The 22,756-nt window shown below is 49.4% G+C and carries 10 protein-coding genes and 1 pseudogene; 1 reads left to right on the top strand and 10 read right to left on the bottom strand.

The window, feature by feature from the left end; all coding sequences use genetic code 11:
* Window positions 1-1,547: 1,547 nt before the first annotated feature.
* The 5 genes and pseudogenes from RCO25_RS16975 to RCO25_RS16955 form a co-directional block, all read right to left on the bottom strand.
* The gene (locus RCO25_RS16975) at window positions 1,548-9,023 is read right to left on the bottom strand and encodes an immunoglobulin-like domain-containing protein (protein ID WP_308997327.1); all 7,476 of its coding nucleotides are present in this window, start codon (window positions 9,021-9,023) and stop codon (window positions 1,548-1,550) included.
* 173 nt (window positions 9,024-9,196) lie between these two features.
* Entirely contained in the window at window positions 9,197-10,801 is a 1,605-nt protein-coding gene (locus RCO25_RS16970; RefSeq protein WP_308997382.1) for an extracellular solute-binding protein, read from the bottom strand.
* 65 nt (window positions 10,802-10,866) lie between these two features.
* Complete coding sequence (locus RCO25_RS16965; protein WP_308997326.1) at window positions 10,867-11,760, bottom strand: carbohydrate ABC transporter permease; 894 nt, start codon at window positions 11,758-11,760, stop codon at window positions 10,867-10,869.
* Between the two features lie 48 nt (window positions 11,761-11,808).
* A complete protein-coding gene (locus RCO25_RS16960; RefSeq protein ID WP_308997325.1) occupies window positions 11,809-12,732 on the bottom strand; it encodes an ABC transporter permease in 924 nt (307 codons plus the stop codon).
* 364 nt (window positions 12,733-13,096) lie between these two features.
* Window positions 13,097-15,111: pseudogene (locus tag RCO25_RS16955) on the bottom strand (beta-galactosidase).
* A 346-nt stretch (window positions 15,112-15,457) separates the two neighbouring features.
* Here RCO25_RS16955 and RCO25_RS16950 point away from each other — a divergent pair.
* The gene (locus RCO25_RS16950) at window positions 15,458-17,701 is read left to right on the top strand and encodes an AraC family transcriptional regulator (RefSeq protein WP_308997324.1); all 2,244 of its coding nucleotides are present in this window, start codon (window positions 15,458-15,460) and stop codon (window positions 17,699-17,701) included.
* Window positions 17,702-17,794: 93 nt separating this feature from the next.
* Here the strand turns inward: RCO25_RS16950 and map are convergent, their stop codons facing one another.
* The 5 genes from map to RCO25_RS16925 form a co-directional block, all read right to left on the bottom strand.
* On the bottom strand, window positions 17,795-18,547 hold the full coding sequence (gene map / locus RCO25_RS16945; protein WP_308997323.1) for a type I methionyl aminopeptidase: 753 nt from the start codon (window positions 18,545-18,547) through the stop codon (window positions 17,795-17,797).
* Between the two features lie 1,255 nt (window positions 18,548-19,802).
* Window positions 19,803-19,991, bottom strand: a complete 189-nt coding sequence (locus RCO25_RS16940; RefSeq protein WP_054026245.1) for a hypothetical protein — start codon at window positions 19,989-19,991, stop codon at window positions 19,803-19,805.
* A gap of 181 nt (window positions 19,992-20,172) precedes the next feature.
* Window positions 20,173-20,394, bottom strand: coding sequence for a hypothetical protein (locus RCO25_RS16935; RefSeq protein ID WP_308997322.1), 222 nt, complete (start codon window positions 20,392-20,394; stop codon window positions 20,173-20,175).
* A 144-nt stretch (window positions 20,395-20,538) separates the two neighbouring features.
* A complete protein-coding gene (locus tag RCO25_RS16930) occupies window positions 20,539-20,967 on the bottom strand; it encodes a PaaI family thioesterase (RefSeq protein ID WP_308997381.1) in 429 nt (142 codons plus the stop codon).
* 5 nt (window positions 20,968-20,972) lie between these two features.
* Window positions 20,973-22,754: a long-chain-fatty-acid--CoA ligase gene (locus RCO25_RS16925; protein ID WP_308997321.1), complete on the bottom strand. Its 1,782-nt coding sequence runs from the start codon at window positions 22,752-22,754 to the stop codon at window positions 20,973-20,975.
* Window positions 22,755-22,756: the final 2 nt, after the last annotated feature.

Raw genomic sequence — 22,756 nt, 5'->3', positions numbered from 1 at the left:
CCTCTAGTCATGCTATGGCACGCTCTCGTCGCTCATCGCGCGCAGCGCTCCAGCATCTAACTCCTATAGATTCTTTTCTTCTATTATAGCGCCGATTGGACATAGATACGACTCCGGTGCCCATCCACAAAGCAACCACTCTTTCCTCACTCTCCCCGTACAATTTCAGCAGCAAAATAAGGCTTACAGCAAGCACTTCGTACCTGCTCCATACCGCTGCACAGGTGTACGCATCGCATATGAATCATTTGGGTTACTCTGATAGCTATCCTACTCCCCAACAGATACAGTAGCAGCATCGCTTACGGATCAGTATAGTTACTCCAATAACCATCCTACTCCCAACTAATACAGCACCAAGCATCGCTACGGATCAATATAGTTACTCCAATAACCATCCTCCATCCCCACAGATAAAGTAGCAACCATCGCTCACGGATCAATTTAGTTACTCCAATAACCATCCTCCATCCCCACAGATCCAGCACCAAGCATCGCTAGAATCAATATAGTTACTTCTATAACCATCCTACTCCCAACTAATACAGCACCAAGCATCGCTACGGATCAATTTAGTTACTCCAATAGCCATCCTCCATCCCCACAGATCCAGCAGCAAGCATCGCATACAGATCATTTTGGTTACTCTAATAACCATCCTACTCCCAACTAATACAGCACCAAGCATCGCTTACGGATCAGTATAGTTACTCCAATAACCACCCTACTCCCAACTGATACGGCACCAAGCATCGCATACGGATCAATTTAGCTACTCCAATAGCCATTCCTCCATCCCACAGATACAGTAGCAAGCATCGCTACGGATCAATTAGTTACTCCAATAGCCAACCTCCATCCCCACAGCTCCAGCACTAAGCATCGCATACGGATCAATTTAGCTACTCCAATAGCCATTCCTCCATCCCACAGATACAGTAGCAAGCATCGCTACGGATCAATTAGTTACTCCAATAGCCAACCTACTCCCAACTAATACAGCACCAAGCATCGCATACAGATCATTTTGGTTACTCCAATATCCGCCGCCTCCCCCCCACAGATCCAGCAGCTAATTTACGATTTTTCCACTCTAGCAGCTGAACTACCTTTATCTACGTTGCACTTTGTACAGCAGAAGAGGCGTTTGAGCCGAGCCCGGAGATGTACAGTGCAGTTTGTGCAATAGAATGATGCCTTCGCTCGGCAATATGATCCAATCCGGTTAAATCTATTGTATTTTCTACAGCGTAGCCCACTAAATGCTCCCCCCATCCCCTTTCTATTGTACAAACTGCAGCGTAGCCACCATCAAGGCATAATCTTGGCATCATCTTGGCATCATCTTGGCATCATCTTGGCACCATCAAGGCACCATCAAGGCACCATCAAGTCACCATCCCATCCCGTCCCCCACTCCTCGATCTATGAAAGCCCACTAAGCTAAAACTACCGTTTCCTGTATATCCACTATCACGTCGAAAACAAAAAAACAGATCACCCTCCATTGAAGGATGATCTGCCATCTATCATCTAAAGCCTCGAATTTACAGCTTAAGCAATTTGAAAATAACGGACGCAGCCTGCGCATGAGTAGTGTGCTGTTTAGGCTGGTAGCTTCCGTCCGTGAAGCCATTGATGAAGCCGGCCTCCTGCATCGCATCTACCGCGTCAACCGCATAGGCTGAAATCGCGGCTTGATCATTAAAGGCCTGCCCCTCAGCGCCTGCCCCTGATCCATTGCCGCTAATGCCGGCAAGGACTGCTGCTCGGGACAGCATGACCGCCATGTCTTCTCTCGTAATGGATTCGTTGACGCCAAAGGAGCCGTCCGATTTCCCTTTTACGATACCGAGTTTTTCTGCGGAAGCGACTGCCGCGTAATACCAAGCGCCTTCTTTCGCGTCGCTGAAGCTGCTGCTTGCTTGGTCATCAAGAAGTCCGAGCGAGCTTACGAGCAGCTGGATAAATTCTGCTCTCGTTACCGCTCTGGCTGGTTCAAAAATACCTTCGCCAGTCCCGCGAACGATTTCTCTTGCAGCCAAGGCTTCAATCATTGTTTGCGCCCATGCTGCTGTTTGAAGATCGGTAAAGGCAACATTCGCATAACCTGCCGCATACCGGCTGAAGTGCTTCGGCTTAAAGCTAATCATGCCTGAAGCCGCATCGTACTGCACATTGCGTACGACCTCTAGCTTGCCGTCATCGCCAATGTAATAGAGAACGATTTTATGGGCTTTCTCGCCTGGCTGGAGTGTATATTTCATCTCGACGGTAACAGGCTGGCTTGCATTGAAATTACTGACCTTTTTGCCATCTACACTGAGCGTAAAGTCGAACACCGGATACCCTTCCACTTTTTTCTTCACGCTCTCAGGCAGCTCCGAAGCATCCACCTGACCTACAGCCACTTCAACCTGCTGAGAGCCTCCCGTCAAAATGCCTGCGGAACCTGCCGTACCAAAGGAAACCGTCACATCACCCGCGGTCACTGCGACTTGAGTGATGCCTTGCGAGCCGTTCAGCAGCTGCTGAACAGGAATCGTTACCTTTGCTCCGCCATTCACGGTTCCAACGCTTGGTTGAACATTAATGTTCAGCGTAGCGGATGTTGTTGTTTCCAATGCTTTCTTCAAGTCAGCCTCTGTCACGCTGGCATGCAACACGCCATTTGCATCCACAGAGGTTTTGACCAAAATACTGCCTTCGACAACCTGAACCGAATCACCATTCGAGCCGGATTCGCCGTTATTACCTGGGTTCGTCGGCGTTCCAGGGTCTACCGGCTCTGCTGCTTTGGTTTTTATCTGCAATGCCGAAGAGAGCTCGGATCCGCCAGCACTGTTAGCCGCTGATACTTTGTAATAGTACGTTGTGTCTGCTCGGAGTCCCGTATCGGTAAACGACGGCTCAACCAGCTCATCCACGTTGATTTTGACATATACGCCATCCGCTGCATCCGAGCGATAGACGTTGTACGTCACAGTCTGGCCGGCAGGCTCCCATGCCAGCTTCACCGAAGAAATATCTGTCTCGACTGCCTGCATACCGCCCGGCACACCTGCCGGAAGCTCCTTCGTCTTCACCGTAGCGCTATCGGATAATGCCGATTCATTCACGCCGCCATACACAGCTGAAACTTTATAATAATAGGCCGTATTGGCAGCCAAGCTTGTATCGGTATACGCATTCGTCAAAATACCAGAATCATTCACTTTGACATAGGTTCCGTCCACCGTACCGGAGCGATACACATTATAGCTTGCTGCTTGCGGAATCTGTTTCCATGACAGCGTCGCAGCGCTTTTCGTTACGTCACTGGCAGCCAGCTGTACAGGCGCGTTAATTTCATGTCCGTACACCTTCACTTCGCCAAGCTGAGGCGTGTACCAGTTGCTTGGATTGTTGTGAAGCACCGCATCCACCAGCTGAACTCTAACATACCTTGCGGAACCCGAAAGGACATCCGAAGTAAAGCCGTAACGCGTATTTTCCATCTGATCGAGCGCGACCGTATAATGTACGCCGTCCATGCTCGTTTCAACTTTGTATTTGTGGTAAGCCTCGGAACCGTTGTACAGGAACCAGGAAATCTGGATACTGCTCAGGCTGTAGGCTTTGCCCAGATCGACCTGCCACCATTTGGGCCACGTATTATTTTCGCCGACCCAGCTCGTCGTGTAATCGCCGTCGTTCGCGTATTGCGGGCGATTCACGCCGCTCCAATCCGTTGCAGTTGCAGGTTTGCCTGCGGATAGAAGCTGCCCATCGGTTATTGCAGCTACGATGCCTGTTGCAGGGTCTACCGTAATATGATCCGCATAGTCATAGGATGCCGTCGTTCCGCTAAAGCTGATCGGCAGCCAAACGCGCTTCGATAGCTTAAGGTCGGCAGGCTTCCATTGGTTCGACATAATGATATAAGAGGTCGTTTCCGTCCCTTGAATCGTCAGCACGCCGCCAGATTGTCCGCCAAACGTGGAAGCATTGCCGATCTTTTGCGGCTCCGTCCAAGGTCCTGTAATTGACGTTGCGGTTGAGTACGTTCCTTGCGAAGGCCGCCAACCTGCCGCTCCAGAGGAGAACAGGAAGTATATACCGTCATGCTTCACCATGGCAGGCGCTTCGCGATGCTTGCCGGTATAGATTATGATCGCTCCCGCGGATTCATCTACCGTCAAATAATCGCTGGAGAGCTTATACATCTTCAGATCCGAATTCGTATTCGTTGATGAGATCAAATAAGCCGATCCGTCTTCATCGACGAAGGTTGTAAGATCCCTGGAATCATTGCCGAGCGGACGGAAGCTGCCTTGGAACACGAAAGGTCCCGTCGGCGAATCCGATACAGCTGCCGCAACTCTCGCCACCGTATAATCCACTGCATTCTCGTAGTGGAACCAAGCGACGTATTTACCGGTAGATTGGTTGTAAATGACGCTCATCGCTTCCAGCTTGCTTGCCGTGAGCTCTACATGCGATTCATCGCTCAGCAGCACCTGCTCCTGCAGCGTCCAGCTTTTGAAGTCATTCGATGTATAGACGATCATATCCGTGAAGCGGAAGCCGTCTCCTACCGTCGTATAGTAATACCAGGTATCCCCTACTTTAAGGTAGCTTCCGATCGGCATAACATTGCCGTCCGTATCGTACCAAATGTTGTTGCGGTTATCGAAAGTAATGGATGATGCCGGCACAACAAAGGTTTTGGCCCTGACAGCCTCCGACAGCCCAGACCCGCCGCCAGCGTGAATCGCCTTTACCTTGTAATAGTACGTATTGCCAGAGGAAACGCCAAGATCCTCATAAGCGGCTGCTCTTCCGCTGTACACCTGCGTATATTCGCCGTCTAAGCGATCCGAACGATAAAGCGTATAAGACGCTGCATTCGGCACCGCCTGCCAGCTAACATTGATGCTGGATGAATCTGCCGAAGATTGAACCGCCTCAGCCGTTAATCCCTGCGGCGCTGCCAACGCCATATCCGAGGTAAATACCTTCAGCTCATGCAAGCCTCTGTACCAGGTAACCAAGTTATTCGCGTTGTTCGTGTGACCGTATTGCCCAAGAATCGTCAGCTTCACATAACGGTATTTCCCAGCCAGCTTATGGCTGTTGAAGGAAGGCGTCCGATTCGCGCTTTGATCGATTAGAACCGTATAGGTTTGATCATCATTGCTGCCCTCGATTTTGTAGGTGTAATAAACCTCTGAGCCATTCCACTCTCTCCAGCTCAAATCGATTCGGCTGAGATCATACTCCCGCTCCAAATCAACCCGCCATGTCGTCGGAAAGGAAGTGCTGCCGGAGTCAAAATAAGTATCGTAGTTGCCGTCATTCGCAGCCGATGCCCCGTATCCCGCTGCCTCAGAGCTTGCTACTGCTGGCTTGCCCTGCGATACAATCAAATCCTTAGGCGTCTCGAAGCGGCCCGTTGCCGCATTTAAATCCCATTCTCCCGAATACGTAAGCTCCGCCAATCCGTTATCCAATTGCAGCGGAAGCCAAATATATTGGGATTCCATTAGTGCGGTCGGAGTCCAGCGGTCTCCCACATAAACATAGGATGTCGTATCCGATCCGTACACGCTTACGATAAAGGATGATTGCGTGTAAAATGTTGCCGGGTCCCCGAACTTTTTCAATGGCGACCATGCATTTTTATCAGCAAGATTTGTTGTTGTTGCGTACATGCCCTGATTCGGATACCAGCCCGATAAGCCGGAGGTGAACATGTAGTAGATTCCATCCTTCTTCACGATAGCCGGGGATTCGCGCTTTCCGCCCGGGAATGCGGTATACATGAACTCATCGACATACAGATAGTCATCCGTAAGACGGAAAATATTCATATCGGCATTATTATTCGAAGAGGAGAATAGATAAGCCTGACCGTCATCATCCTGGAATACGGTGAAGTCTCTGGACTGCATGCCTCCAGGCTGGAACCGGTTCACGTACGTATAGTCACCGTCGACGGTGTCGGATACCGCGACCACGACATTCGCTTGGTTATAGTTGCCGGACTCTTCCCAGTGTCCCCATAGGACGTACTTGCCTGTTTTTGCATTATAGAGCACTTTAGGACGCTCTATCTTAGCAGATGCCAGCTCCGGATGGGCAGCAGGCGTCAGCACCGTGTTGCGGTACTCCCATGACTTCAAATCCTTGGAAGCATAGATCGATACGCCCTTCAGCACTGCTGAATTATGGCCCTTATCCTCACCGAACCAATAGTAAGTATCCTCGACCTTAATGATATGGCCGCCATGCGCCTGAATCATGCCGCCCTCGTCGTCATACCAGAATTCGCCGTTGCGAATGGTGCCGCTGCTTGCATTATCGCTCATGACAGTGACCGCTGCTTGCACGCGCGTGCTTGCGCCTTTAACGGTACCTGCCGCTGTAAAAGAGCCCGCTGCCGCATACTTAGCCGCGTCAATGGCATCCCATTCCACTTCCACGGTTGTATACAAATTGTTGGTGTAGTCGATCTTCACCTGCTCGGGAAGCCTTGGCGCAAAGCCAACCTTCGTCGACACTTTAAGTACATCAAGCGTTCTTGGCGTAGACAAGCGGTTTACCAGCTCGCTCCACTCCGCTTCCGTAATCGTCTTAAAGCTGCCGGATATCGCACCTGCCGGCAGTGTAACGCTCGCCGAATCCTTCGTCCAGCTGCTAGTTCCGTTTGTGCTGGAGTACAGTGACCAAGCACCGTTCGCATACTCATATTTGTACCATTTGTCCTCGGAAATCAGCTTGAAAATGTTCTGCGGAGCCAGATCCGTAATGCCTGCGTTGCTGCTAAGCTCCGTCCACGTTCTGCCGTTACGGCCCACCGCATAATACAGCGTATCTACGCCCGATACGGTTTTCTTAAACGCGAGCAAGTACCCGGAAGATGCATCCTGCTCCAAAATAGTCACCGTAAACTCTCTCGTTTCGGAAACCGTGCCCCGCGAGATCGTTGCGGTCAGCTTCACATCCAGATCACCCTGGCCTATTGCCGGACGGCTGACCATGCCATCAGGTCTGAGATTCACCGGATAATCGGATTTCCAGCTGATGACGGTCTGATTCGCGCCGGCTTTCGGCAGCGTGATCTTAGCTGTTACCGCATCGGCATGCTCAACCGTAAGTGCGTCTTTATCAACCGCCACCGCATCCTCATCTGACAGCTGTGCCAGCACCTGAACCGTGAACGTTTTTACATCGGTCGCATTGCCTCGTTTTATCGTGGCAGTCAGTACAACCTCCGCATCCGGTTCGCCGAGCGCTGGACGGGTTACGACACCGCTCGAGCTAACAACCGCTGCGTTAGCCGATTCCCAAGTGATTTTCGTCCCGCTTGCCCCATGTGCAGGAAGCTTTAAATCCGACATAACCGCGCTCGTATCGCCCAGCGTCAAAGCATCCTTGTCAGCCGCTACCTTAGCGGTATCTTCAGGCGCAGTGAACAATGCAATCTCAGCAGGTCCGAGACTGCGGTTGAATACATAGAAATCGTCGATCTTGGCATCCATATACGGGTCCGCGCTAAACATCGAGCGGCCAATATAATTGAGTGTCGTGTTGCCGAGATCCTTTGGCCGGATCGTCACGCTGTTGTTGCGCGCAACCTCCCCTCCATTTACATACAGCGTCGCCGTGCTGCCGGACAGCGTAACCGCATAATGCACCCATTCGTTAGCCGTCTGCTGTGCCGGGCTAACCGTTGCATACTGCTCGCTGCCGCCGTTCTTGAATACGAACCGGCTTGCGTCGCCGTCCGTGCTTGCCGTTAAGAAAATATAATTATTAGTTCCGAGGCCGATATCGAAGATACGTCCCCATTTCTTGAGCGTATCCTGCTTTACCCAAGTCGTAATCGTCATATCGTTTAATCCGTTTAAAATGCCGTTTGGCAGCGTAACGTGATCGTTGACGCCGTCGAGATCAACCGCTCCGCCTGTCCGGCCTGTCGTCCAAGCCGCTCCGTTCACCAGATTAGCTTTCGTCTGATTGCTGCTTACGGCAAGCGGCGATGCGGTCGTCCCGGAGGACTCATCGAACGTATAGGCTGCAATGATGCCCGGCAGCAATGCCGGCGATGCTGGCAATACCAATATCGTCGTCACGCTGAGCGTAGGCGCCACTGCTTCATATTTATCCAGCTCCGAGGAAACCCGGTAATAATAAGTCACGCCAGAAGCAAGGCCCGTATCCGTGAAGGATTTCTCCGTTCCGCTGTACACCTGCGCGAAGTTGGCATCCGGCTGCGTCGAGCGATAGACGCGGTAAGTCGATGCTCCTACCGTATTCTCCCACGTAATGGTTGCACCCGTGGACGTTACGTCTACCGCCTGCACATTTGCGGGAGCCGCAGGCACCGGATTGGCAAGGCTCCGAAGCTGAACATCATCCAGGCCCGACTTCTCCCATCTGGAACGGAAGCCCGCTTTGCCTGAGGTTAGGGAAGTGTCCGTAACCTGCGCGATCAGCTTATTGTCGACATACCCTTTAATGACGCTTCCTTCGACGACCAAGCGCATCGTATACCACTGGCCTGCCGTAACGGCAGCCGAATAGTCAAGAAGCGTCGTAACGGTTCCGCCAACTTTTTTGGAGAGCGAGAACTTGCCGTCGCCTAATTGGAACAAGTAATAGTTGTTCGCGTCCGTGTAACGGGCAACGATGCCCGGGAAAGATCCGCTGGCAACCTTCTTAACTTTTGCCTCATAAATATAGTTGCTGCCTAAGCTGCTATCAATGGAAGCAATCGCTTCATCTCCGCTGCTTACGTTTAACATTTTGTTGCTGGCATTCGCGGGATCATTCGCAACGGTCAAAATAGATGCGTTATTTAACGTCCACCCCGTCGTATTTCCGTCCTGGAAATCATCCTCGAACAACACGGCTGACGGCTGCGAAACCGGCGGTTCAATGGGAGTCTCCTCCGCCGCAGAAGCAAAGGCCGGCACAACGCTGGAAAATACGATTAGAAAGGCCAGGAGCATTCTTGATAAGGCTGGTACGGATTTCATTATGTATATTTCCTCCATTCAATGGAATTGGAACGCTTACGGAAGGAGTTTCCCTCCTTCGACTTGTCATGGCTTCAAAACCCCAGTTATTTGTAAGCGCTGTCTTTCATCTTTATAATCAAGGCTGTCTCATCAGTAGAAACTCTACCTCTGAGACAGCCAGCTTAAAACGATTATTTAATGCCTTGTGCCTCTACATAAGCAAGCCATTGTTTTGTATATTCCGCTTGGATTTTCTCAAGACCCGCTTGCTTCGCTTTTTCCATAAACGTGTTCAAACCGTCATCCACGTTTTTCACAAGACCCGCATTAAGCGGGAACAGGTACTGCTTCTCCACTTGCTCAAGCGCAGCTCTCTCCGCTTGGTAAGCGGTATAGTCTTCTGCAAAGCCTGTGAATTTATCAGGCACTTGGATTTTATCAAGCTTTTCGAAGATTGCTTTTACGCCGTCATAGTTTTTGTCGAACAGCATGTACTCAGGGTTTCTCCAAGCCCAACCGTTCATGCCCTCGCGAGGGAATCCGTTGGTATTCGAATCGCCGAGCATGGAGTAGTAGCCGTCTTTCACTTCGTAGTTTTTGCCTTCTACTCCGTATTGCGTAAGCAGGTTGTAACGTTTATCCGTAACAAGCTTCTCGTAGAACGCAAGAGCGCGCTCTGCGTTTTTGCTGCTAGCTGGAATAGCGAAACCGTTGTGAATCGGGTGAACCGGTGTTGCGATTCCGTTTGTTTCCGGGAATGGGTGGTAGCCAAGCTTCCAGTCCGGGTGAGTCGATTGAATTTTGATAACCATATCGTTGAAACGAGTCGGGTTGTCGCCTAGAATAGCAGCAGCTTTACCGCTTGTCATTTGATCTTGCAGCGTATCTTTAACGGCTAGAACGTTTTTCACCATGTAGCCGTTGTCCTGCCAACGCTTCAATACAGTCAAATCTTGTTTTTGCTCATCGGAACCCCAGTAGCTGTATACTTCGCCAGGTGTTGCGTAGTTCACGCCGATTCCGTAAGGAAGTGCGCCGATTGGAGCGCGTGCGATACCTTTGAAACGGTCCATCAGGTTTGTTTTCACATCAGAGTTCATCGAAAGCGGTGTTACAGTTGGCTCGTTTTTCTTGATGCCGTCCAGATATTGCTCAAACGTTGCGATATCAACCGGGGTAGGCAGATTGTATTTCTCGCGAAGATCTTCGCGCCATACAAAGCCGTCTGTTACGTACTCTTTATAAGTAGCGGGTACAGTGAAAATTTTACCGTCGATTTTTACAGCTTCCCACATATCTTTTGGCACAAAAGAATTAAGCGTGGGTGCCGCTGCAGGAAGAATTTCGTCAAGCGCTTGGAAAGCGCCTTTCTTTGCATAGGATTGGTATTGCGTCCATTCAGCTGTGAAGATCAAGTCAACTTGTTGGCCTGAACCAAGAAGGAGCTTATATTTTTGATCCCAATCCGTCCAAGAAGTATAGTTGAATTTAACCGTTGCATTCAAATCTTCCAAAGCCATTTTGTTCACTTGCTCTTGTATAGAAGCAATGTCTTTCGGAGCATCACCCAGCATGTAAAATTGCAATTCCACTTTTTTCGAAGTATCGATAGCTGGTTTTTCCGCGCCTTCGGTTGTCGTGCCTTCGTTCGTTGTGCCCTCTGTCTCTTTTGGAGCATTTGTAGCATTGCCGCTATTTCCATTGTTGTTCGATCCGCAAGCTGCTAATACCGTGATAAGAACGATGATCGATAGAAACATGGAGACCGCTTTTGCTGCTTTCTTAGTCATGTGAATCCTCCCTTTAATTAAGTACTTATCTATGTTAGCTACACGTGGAATTATAAATCCCTTGTCTAGTTCTAACCTTTAACCGCGCCAATCGTCAATCCTTTTACAAAATAACGCTGTACGAACGGATACAGGAATAGTATCGGTCCCGTAACAATAATGGACATTGCCATCTTCGTTGATTCAGTCGGCATGTCGGAGCCCAAGGAAACGCCGGTGCCTGAGCCCATTTGTGCGATAAAGCTCATGGCATTAATGACGTTGTACAAGTAATACTGCAGCTGGTACTTGGTCGTATCGTTGATGAACAACGAAGAAGTAAACCAATCATTCCAATAATGCAGCGCCAGGAACAAGCCTACTGTTGCGATACCCGGCATCGAGAGCTGAAGCACAATCCGGCTGTAGATCGTGAAGTCGTTTGCTCCGTCGATTTTCGCGGATTCGATAACCTCATCCGGCACAGCCGAGCGAATGAAGTTTTTCATCAATATAATGAGGAAGGGCGTCATAAGGCCCGGCAAAATCAACACCTCAAGCTTGTCAGTCAGCTTCAAATACTTGGTCATCAGGATGTACCAAGGCACAAGACCGCCGCCAAACAAGGTTGTGAAATAAATCATGAAGGAGAAGAAGTTACGGTATTTGAAATCCTTGCGCTGCAGCACGTAACCCGCCATCGTCATGAGAAACAGACCGAGCGTCGTGCCGACAACGGTTGTTAGCGTCGTTACGCCGTAAGCCGTTAATACCTGCTTCGGAAAGCGGAACACCGTCTCGTATCCCTCGAAAGAGAATACCGTCGGGATTAGATGGTAGCCATCCCGTATAATCGCCTCATTTTGCGTAAAGGAAGCAGAAATGATGAGCAGGAACGGAAACAAGCAGGCAACCGTCGATATTAATATGACTACGAAAGCAATGAGCCTAAACCACTTCATATAATTGTCGTCTTTGATTTTCATGGGAACCTCCTACAGTAAGCTGGGCTGGTAGCGTATGCTTCAGATCGTTTAGAACAATGCGTACTCGTCGTTGATTTTCTTGATGATGTAGTTAACGGTCATGATTAGCACGAAACCGAACAGCGATTGATAAAGGCCTGCCGCCGTCGACATCCCGATATCGAACGTTACTTTCAGGGAGCGGTACACATACGTATCGAGAATATCCGTCGTATTGTAGAGCACGCCGTTGTTGCCGATCAGCTGGTAGAACAAGTCGAACTGGCCTTTCATGATGCTGCCTAGTGCGAACAGCAGGAGCATGACGAATGTCGTCTTCAGCATCGGAACCGTAATGTACCAGATCCGTTGAAAAATGTTCGCGCCGTCGATTTTTGCTGCCTCATAATACTCTTCGCTGATTCCCGTAATCGATGCCAGGTAGATAACCATGCTGTACCCGATGTTTTTCCACAAGTAGAAGATAATAATGAGGAAGATCCAAACCCAAGGCGTATTGTATACGTCAACCGATTCGTATCCGAATGACTTAAGCGTCGAGTTCAGGAATCCGCTTTCGAAGTTGAACACGTTATATACGATAACGCTCAGAATGACGAAGGAAACAAAGTATGGAAGAAACATGATCGATTGCGTCAGCTTCTTGAACCACTGCAAGCGCAGCTCGCTTAGCAGAATCGCCAATGCAATCGCGAGAACGTTTCCTAATAGAATGAATACGACGTTGTAGCCGACCGTATTTAAGGTGAGTCTAGCGAGAACCCCCGATTTCCATAAAAACTTAAAATTGTCGAGCCCGACAAATTGGCTGTTGAACAAGCTTGTGTTGAAGTCGAATCGGGTAAAGGCGTAGTAGACGCCTACCATAGGTACATACGAGTTAATAAGGAAGAAGATAAGCGCCGGCAGCAACATAAGGAAGAGCAGGCGGTTCGTCACGAGTTCCTTAAGCAGTCCATTTTTTTTCAACATGCAGATGATGTCTCCTCTCACAGCGTTCGTTTCTTTTAGTGTTGTCTGGTCTGTTCTCACTGTACGATCCCGGCGTTTTCAGCGAAAGAGTAAGAATGCAAATTCAGTGAACGAAATAGCGAAATGAACAGTGAACGATTTAAACTTTTATGGATTAACAGGCCATTTCATAGGGATAACGCACTAGCGTTAACGGCTGTCGCAGTCCCTTTTGGCGGCAAAAGCATGTTTCACGGTGAAATATAAGAACCCCGATAAGCTTCAAAAACTTATATTCTCTTATATTTTCAGAAAAAAAACCGCAAACCCGTTTGCTCGAATAGGTATTCGAGACTAACGAAGCCGCGGTTTTCTGGGTAAAGCCTTACACTTTTTGTAGAATCATGACGCCGTGGGGCTCGATTTCCACTGTCGCGCTCACCTGACGGTTCGTTAATAGATCATGATAGACCGTATTTTCGAGGGAGACGGCCGCTTGATGGCTGTTATGATTCAAAATAAACGTATAGATTTGATCATCCTTGACGCGCTGGGCGAGTTCAACGCCCGCATCCGCCATAAACGGGGCAGCAATCTGGTGTTTTTCGCAGAGAGTCCGGATCAAGTCGCCAAGCAGCTTTTGCTCGGGAGCCGTTGCCACGTAATAAGCCTCTCCCTTGCCAAAATCATTCACCGTCAGCGACGGCATGCCCGCATAGAAATCGGTACCATATGTACCGATCACTCTTGCTCCCTCCAAATGAAGAAGGTCGCATAACAAGCCGCATTCGTACGAGCCTTGTATATGACCATAGGCCCCGCCAATCTCGATGCTGTTGCGCATTTCAGGCAGCAGGCTGTCGATTTCCTCGACCCATAAGCCAAGAAGGCTGCGAAGCTTGCCCGGATAGCCGCCAAGCGTAACCAAATCATTCTCGTTTACGATGCCGCTGAAGAAGGTCGTAATAAAGATCCCGCCATCGCGCACAAACGCTTCAATCCGCTCGGCCACGCCTGGCTTCAACATATACAGCACAGGAGCGACGAGTATTTTGTATTTGGAGAAATCACTGAGCGGACTGCGTACATCCACAGCCACATTCTGATCGTAAAAGGCTTTGTAGTACTTTTGCGCCTGATCCAAATAGTTTAGATCCACGCTGGGTCCGCTCGTAATCTCTACCGCGTTCCATGTATCGATATCAAATAAAAGAGCGACTTCGGCATGAACCTCCGAATCCAGCAAACGATCGCCAAGCCCGCCGAGCTCTCGTCCGAGCGCTGCACATTCCCGGAATACGCGTGTATCCTCATGCCCGACATGCTCGATCACGGCGCCGTGATATTTCTCGCATGCCCCGAAGGAACGGCGAAGCTGGAAGAACATGACCGTATCCGCGCCATGCGCAACCGCTTGATAACTCCAAAGACGCATCACGCCGGGGCGCTTTAAGCTGTTATAGGGCTGCCAGTTCTGCTGGCTCGGCGTCTGCTCCATCAGCATGAACGGCTTGCCGTCCTTCAAGCCGCGCATATAGTCGTGGCGCATAGCCACGTTGGCCATCGGTTCATTCATCTGCGGATAGCTGTCCCAGGAGACGACATCCATCGCTTCTCCCCATTTTTTCAGATCAAGTCCATTAAACAGGCCCCAAATGTTCGTCGTAATCGGAATATCCGGCGTCACCGCCTTCAACTCCTCGTATTCGCCTTGATAACAGCCGAGAATCGAATCGGACATAAATCTCTTATAATCGATAGCCATCGGCTGAAAGTTGCGATTGTCGCCGTTCAGGTTGGATGGCGGCACGATTTCTTCCCATTCATAGACGGTATGGCCCCAGAAGCTCATATTCCATTTGGCGTTCAGCCTGTCGATCGTCTCATATTTCACCTTCAGCCACTCGCGGAACTCCTCCGCGCAATGATTGCAGTAGCAATGCGTGCCGTATTCATTGTTAATATGCCAGATGAGCAGTGCTGGATGGTCTTTATATCGTTCAGCTAATGTACGCGCAAGCTGGCTGGATAGCCGGCGGTACGTCTTACTATTTGGGCAAAAGTTTGTGCACGCCCCATGCGTCCGCTTCCTTCCGTCTACATCAACCGGCAGCACATCGTCATATTTGCGCGACATCCATGCCGGCTGGGCCGCTGTCGATGTGGCTAGACAAGCGTAAATCCCATTTTCGGCTATTAAATCCAGAAGCTTATCGAGCCATTCAAATTGAAAAACATCCTCTGAAGGCTGCAGCTTGGCCCAGCTAAAAACAGGAAGCGTGACCACATTGATTCCCGCTTCCTTAAATAAACGCATATCCTTATGCCTTATTTCCTCCGGCCATTGATCCGGATTATAGTTCCTCCATACCAAATCTGTTGCAGCTTTGAATTAATCATTTCTATAAGGCCCCTTCCGCTATTATCATGGAATTCCGTGACATTTCTAACGGATGAAACGGCGCTTTGTCATCTAAAATAGGGCGTTTCGCCAATATGTTCACTCCTGTATGGATTGTTCACTTTTATAAAATCAGGTTCATTCACCTTCATTTATTTGGTTCATTGCACCCAGCGTCAAGTGAAGATTATAATGATGAATGTATTACCGGGTAACCTAGTGAAATATTCAAACTAATTGCGCGAGTCCTAGGCTTAATCGCAAATGACAATGGGAAACGCTTTCGCTTAGGTCAGTGAATCATATGCTTATATACGCTTCATACATAATAGAGGGGGAACGAGCATGCCAGCCGTACAATTGAAAAACAACGGAAAATTATACAGTAAGCTGCTGTTCACAATCACCTTGTGCATTGTACTTACCTTACTAGTATCCTCCTTGTTTTACTTTTTCACTTATATGCAAATCGATTTGAAGAAAGCTTACCAATCTGATGTCAGCAATCTCACCCAAACTAGCAAAGAAGTTATCAGCATGACTGAGAGCGCGCAGTCCGTCTCCTTCCAAATCTATCGAACCTTCACCGTCTCCAAGCTCATGTTCTATAATGAGCCTAATATTTATGATGTCACGGCAGCAATGAACGAATTGGACAATTATTTAAGTTCCATGCCTTTTATTGAATCCATCTATGTGTACAACTCAGCGAATGGCCAGTTCTACACGGCCAGCCGTCAAGGAGAAAGCGGTACATTCAATAAAGAGGATCTCGCGGACCAAGGAATTCTTGATATTCTCGACAACTTTCAGGAATATCGTCCGTTCACTCCTATTCCAAGAACCTACACCACGGTTAGTTTAGCCGGTGAACAGGTTACGAAGGCCTATACCTATTTAGGTTATGATGCCATCGGTAAAGCACAGAAAATCAATTCCGCCGTCATTATCAATATTTCGTCCGCATGGATTAACAAGGACATTGGCGCTAACAAAAATGATAACGAAGGAAAATCGTATATTTTGGATAATCAGGACCGCCTGCTATCCGGTGATACCCTTGTGTCCAAAAAATTAAACGATGAGGACGCCGCCTTCTTCAATGAACAAATTAAAAACCAGGACTCCGGTTATGCCGTAACGAACTTTGAGGGAAAGAAATCGCTTATTTCGTATACCTCACCCGATTCGCTGGAATGGCAATATGTGCGCGTTACACCATATAAACAAGTAACCAATGCCATCTATTCTATCCGAAATACGACGATCCTCATCGCTGTTGTTATTCTCGTCATTGGCTTGTTTATTTCATGGCTGCTGTCTCGTATGCTCTATCGCCCTATTCATCAAATTATGAACAAAATGAACATTCTCGAGACCGAGAAGCGTAACAGCTCCTATACGATTAGGCAAAATATGCTGCGCAGCCTTATCCAAGGCTCGCAATCGCTTCAGACGAGCTCGCAGCAGCAGAAGCTGTCACAAAGCGGGATTACGTTCGATTTCAATTCACGTTACCGGGTCGTCATGCTGAAAATCGACCAGCTTGCCGCCTTGAAGCAAACCCGCGGCGATGATCTGCATGTGTACAAGTTCGCCGTCATGAACATTGCCTGGGAGATCGGATTAAAAAACTACCGCGTGGAAACCGTCGATATGGACGCCGATTATGTGATCATGCTGCTTAACCGTCTCGATGATGCCGAGGAACCCGATGATGAGCTGCTGCGTTCTATGTTGGAGCAAATTCAGCAGTCCTCCATGGATTATTTGAAAATCGGACTTTCCGTTACCTACAGTCCGGAAGGCTTCCAAGCCCAGCAGCTGTCCAACCTTTATAAGCTGGTGAAGGAAGCCTCGCAGCATCGGTTGTTTTACGGGCTTGGGTCGCTTATTGACGCACAGGATATCATCTCCTTGAAATCGAAGGAGTATATTTTCCCGGTCGACAAAGAGCGGAAATTAACCGATGCGTTAATGACCTCTAAAACCGAGGAAGCGAAAAAGCTGTTCGCGGAAATCGTTCAGGAAACCGCGCTTTATCCGATTCATGTCGTCCAGCTCGCGATTTCGCATTTGACGATGACGGTGAACAACATTCTGTTCACCATTCAGAAAAACAACAGCTTGGACGTTGAAGCAAGCCTAAGCATCCATATTCCGTCGCCGGACCATTTTGAAACCATTCAGGAGCTAAATGAGGTTTTCTTCTCGTTGTTCGATGACATTCAAACGAAGCTGTCGATGAAACGCTCCACGAAGCAGGGGGATTTGATCCGCAAAATCAATGAGCTGATTCACAAGGAATATGCTAATCCGAACCTCAGCCTCAACTGGGTTGCCGATGAACTAGACATGTCCTCTATTTACTTGAGCCGTGTTTACAAGCAGCAAACGTTAGCCGCCATCGTTGATGTCATTAACAACGTTCGCCTGGAAAGAGCCAAAGAATATTTGGAGAGCACCGATTGCTCTATCGTAGATATCGCCGTAAAAAGCGGATATACGAGCAGCTCTTACTTCCATCGCATGTTCAAAAAAAGCTTTGGCGTCACGCCCTCCGACTATCGCAAAATGAAGCTTAGCTAAACCTTTTTCGTTAACAAATAAAAGCCGAACAGCAGCAGAATCACTCTGCAAATGCTCGGCTTTTTGTTATGTTAGGTATGAAAAATGCCCCGCTCAGTCCCAACGGGTTAAAATAATCGGGCCATCCTTCGTTATGGCCACCGTATGTTCGAATTGAGCAGCCCAAGCTCCGTCCCGGGTACGTGCAGTCCACCCGTCTTGGGCAATGTAGACATCTGCTCTGCCTGCCGTAATAATGGGCTCAATCGTTATGACCATGCCTTCTTCAAGGACGATCCCTTGACCCGGTATGCCGTGGTGTATGACCTCAGGAAATTCATGCATGCTTCTGCCAATGCCATGACCAACGAATGCCGTCACGACCTCGAAGCCGGCCCTCTCCGCTCTTGATTGCACCGCATAGCCGATGTCGCCTAGCCGATTGCCAAGCACAGCCTGCTTAATGCCGTCGAGCATGGATTGCTCTGCCGCCAGCAGCAGCTTTTCCGTAGCCGTATTCGTCCTGCCAATTGCGTAAGTCCATGCCGAATCGGCTTTCCACCCATCCACATCCGCGACCATATCAATGGTGACGATATCGCCGGTTTCCAGCGGTTCCGAATCCGGAAAGCCGTGACAAACCACCTCATTCACGGAGGCACACGTTGCAAACGGATAACCCTTATACCCCTTCTGGGCTGGCGTGGCCCCTCGGTCAAGCATGAACCGTTCTACAAAACGATCAATTTCCTGCGTGGTGACGCCTGGCGCGATTCGCTTCGAAAGCGCTTTGTGACAGGCAGCGACAATACGGCCAGCCTTGCGAATTCCTCGAATATGTTCCTTCGTTTTCAAATCCACTGCCATGTGTGTACTAACCTCCTTAAGGTTTTGCGGTAGCAAAAATCCACTTCGTAAGCATTGACTTAGGTTTTGCGGAAGCAAAATCCACTTCGCCAACAAAAATATACCTACACTAACGAGTAGATTTGTCTATGTATAACTTATTCGCGAAAAAGGAGACACATTCCGATCAGATATGGCGAATTTATAGATAAATGACTGAGAGGAAGCAGCGGGAATGATGCGTAATAGCGTGTGGTACCCTTCTAAGGGTTTTATCTAATAAAACAGAGGGATAACGTCCATGTGGGACAAGAATTAGTAACAAAACTAAAGAGCTGTATAGGGGACACCGAGGCTAATTCCACCAATTGGCCCTTTGCTATTTTATCTTTATTACTGCCTGATGTGACACGCTACGCTGCAGAAACTACAACGTAATTAAGAATTTTCGGCGTGGATCAGAGCTACAGTGTAGAAAATACAATCCCATTAAGCAATTTAGCAGACGATTGCCATTATATCGTCGATGCTGCGGATTACCATTGCAGAAACTACACTGTAGCTGAGTAAACTCATCTTTAAGCAGCACTACATTGTAAAAACTACATTGTAGCCTCTGACCTTTCGTTCGAGGTGAGGACTAATAATTTAATTGATTAATTGATCGCAGAAAAATGACCTGTATCCCGCTAATTTACAAGATAACTAATGGAATGTGTTTTAGGTATGCGGTTGGTTGGTTGATTAGTGATTAGTGATTGGTGCTTGGTGCTGGTGCTGGTGCTGGTGCTGGTGCTGGTGCTGGTGCTTGGTGCTGGTGCTTGGTGCTAGTGCTTGGTGCTTGGGCTTGGTGCTTGGGCTTGGTGATCGGTGGTTGGCGGTTGGTGCTTGGTGCTCAGTGGTTGTGCTTGGTGCTTGGTGCTAGTGCTGGTGCTTGGTGCTTGGTGCTTGGGCTTGGTGCTTGGGCTTGGGCTTGGTGCTTGGGCTTGGGCTTGGGCTTGGGTTTGGGTTTGGGCTTGGGCTTGGGCTTGGGCTTGCTGTTTGTGCTTTGTGCTTTGTGCTTTGTGCTTGTGCTTGTGCTTGTGCTTGTGATGGTGCTGGTGCTGGTGCTTGGTGCTTGGTGCTCGGTGCTCGGTGCTCGGTGCTCGGTGCTCGGTGCTCGGTGCTCGGTGCTCGGTGCTTGTGCTTGTACTTGGTGGTTGGCGGTTGGTGAAAAACAAAAAGACTTTGCATCCTGCCGAGTGACAGTTTACAAAGTCGTATTCTACATATTCTGCTAACTGACCGAGGAGTTGATTCTGCCTAACTCATTTTCCACCAATGTCGTCAATTCATCCTCGTAGCCCCCGGTAATCCGGTACTTACGAATATACTCTTTAACAAATTTACGTGGGTCCTTGGGTTGAAAAATTCTCGTGAGTTCCTTCAGGCTTTCCTTGACTTCATTCTGGCTGTGTTTCGCCATGAAATCTCCTCCCTTTTACGTTGGATGGTCGTCCTAAACAGCATAATACGAGACCGCATGCGGCGATTACTCCGCAAGAACCCCCATTTGGTACAGGCAACTCCATGGCCAAAGAGTCACAATGTTCACATTTTTCTTACTATTATAACATTTTGATTTCGAATAGGAAAGTTAACATTTACTAATCTCGCGGCGGGGCTTGTTCGGATTTAACATCCTTATTGTGCCCGCCATCCATTGGTTTTGCTGCAATAAATACGTTTGGAGGCGAGACATCGTCTGGTTGGTGAGAAGTTGAAGAGAGCCTGTCTTTACGAAACATTCTTAAATATGCGATGACGCCAATGATAGCGACCACTATACCGAACCCTAACACCAAATTCGTCACCCAGCCTTGAACCATGTCCTCGCCTCCTTTCCCTTACTACATTTATCGGTATAAAACCGTTAATTATTAATCCTTTCGAAAAGCAATAAACTTTCCATATATTAGGTATTATCATTATAACGAATCAGAAGCAGGCAAGCAACTTGAGCATGAGTCTGCCTAAATAATGCGGTAAGCGCCGATTCCGATACCCAACAGCTTGCCGCTGTCATCCTTGACCCTTGCCTCCAGCGTCAGCGTTCGATCCGTGCGATGCACCAGCTCCGCCTCGCAAAGCAGCACGCCTCCCTTGCTGCTGGCGAGAAACTGCGTATTAAGATTCGCAGTTACCGCACGCTCATCCGGTACAGCCAGCATGACAACGAGTCCCATTGCATTATCGAGAAGCGACATCAGCACGCCGCCGTGAACGATGCCGAGCAGATTACGGTGCCGCTCCGAAGCATCGAGGCAAATCGTCGCTTTGCTTGCATTTGCCTGCACCACCTCGCAGCCGAGCACGCCCCAAAACGTTGCTTGCGCACGCTCGGCAAGCCTTGTCAGGTGACCTGCCTGATCAGCCTGCTGCACAAACCAATCCTCATCCATGCCGTTCACTCTCCCTTAACCTCCTTGGCCTTCTTCTGCTCCTCCGCCTCTTCCTCCTGAAGCTTGCGACGAAGCACTTTGCCAATAATCGTTTTTGGAAGCGTTTCCCTAAAGGAATAGTGATGCGGCACCTTGTAAGCTGCTAATCGTTCTCGGCACCAACGGTCAAGCTGGCTTCGCGATACGTGCCAGCCTTCCTTGAATACGATATACGCTTTTACCGATTCCCCCCTGTATTCATCCTTCACACCGATGACAGCCGCTTCTCTAACGGCCGGATGTTCGAACAGCACCTCTTCCACCTCTCGTGGATAAATATTAAACCCGCCAGCGATAATGACATCCTTAATCCGATCCATGATCGTAAAATATCCGTCCTTATCCATCGTCGCAAGATCGCCTGTATACAGCCAGCCGTCACGCAGCACCTGATCGGTTTCTGCCGGTTTGTTCCAGTAGCCCTTCATGACCTGCGGTCCGCGCACGATGAGCTCTCCAAGCTCGCCAACAGGCAATCGCGCCCCTGTTTCCGGGTCGATCACTGCTGCTTCCGTATCGGGAAAAGGTACGCCGATTGTACCGATTTTACGCATCCCCCATATTGGATTAGCATGCGTGACCGGCGATGCCTCCGACAAGCCGTAGCCTTCGATGAGCCGGCCTCCCGTTAATGCCTCGAACTTCTCCTGCACCTCGAGCGGCAAAGCGGCCGATCCGCTTATACATACGTTAATAGAGGAAAGGTCTGTTTTCGCAGCCGACTTATGATGGATAAGTGCCACATACATCGTAGGCGCGCCTGGAAAAATGGTAGGCTTCTGTTGGCTGATCGTCTGCAGCACCATTTCAACCTCGAACCGCGGCAATAAAATAAGCGTGCCTGACCGAAGCACCGACATATTCATTAATACCGTTAATCCAAACACATGAAACAGAGGCAGCGCCGCAAGAAACCGCTCCTTCGCATCCTCCGCCTTATAGCACCAAGCCGAGGTTTGCATCGTATTGGCAACCAGATTGCGATGGGTCAGCATGACGCCTTTAGGCGTCCCGGTCGTGCCCCCGGTATATTGAAGCGCTGCAAGATCAGCCCCCTTAGCAGGCTCGGGCAGCCGGTCAGCCAAGCTCTTCCCTGCCAGCAGTTTCTTATAGGCGATAACGCCAATGCTTCCGTAAGGAACCTCTGCGCGGAAGCCTTCTTTTCGCTGCTTAAGCGGATAAAGCAGACTCTTCGGAAACGGAAGACCATCCTTAATCGACGTGACGATTGCATGGCGCAGCTGCGGCAGAGGACCTGTCTCCGGCCGTTCGCCCCGTACACGTGCTAGGCGCGGATAAAGCAGATCAACGGTTATAATCGCGACGGCTCCGCTATCCGTGAGCTGAAGCTCCAGCTCGCGCTCCACGTACAGCGGGTTCGTCTGTACCACGACACCGCCTGCAAACAGCACGCCGTAATAAGCGATGACGGTCTGAGGACAATTCGGCAGCATGATTGCCACGCGGTCTCCTTTGGCAATGCCGAGGGAAAGGAGACCGGAGGCCAGGCGTTTGGCAGATTCATACAGCTCGCGGTAGGTTACTATTTTGCCAAGAAAATGTACGGCAGGATGGTTCGGATGATTCAAGGCGGCGTTGATTAGGAATTGGACGATGCTCTGATCGGGATAGCTCTGCGAAGGAGAAACCTCCTTCGGATAATGACGAAGCCATGGGCGTGCGAGCTCTTCGGCTTCGCCGGAGGGCTGCCCTTGTAAAGATGGGTCTTCCGGTCTGAGCGGTTCCATTC

Source organism: Paenibacillus sp. LHD-38 (assembly GCF_031157315.1).
Taxonomy (GTDB): domain Bacteria; phylum Bacillota; class Bacilli; order Paenibacillales; family Paenibacillaceae; genus Pristimantibacillus.
Note: the sequence above shows the minus strand (reverse complement) of the source record. Positions and strands in the feature narration are given on the sequence as shown.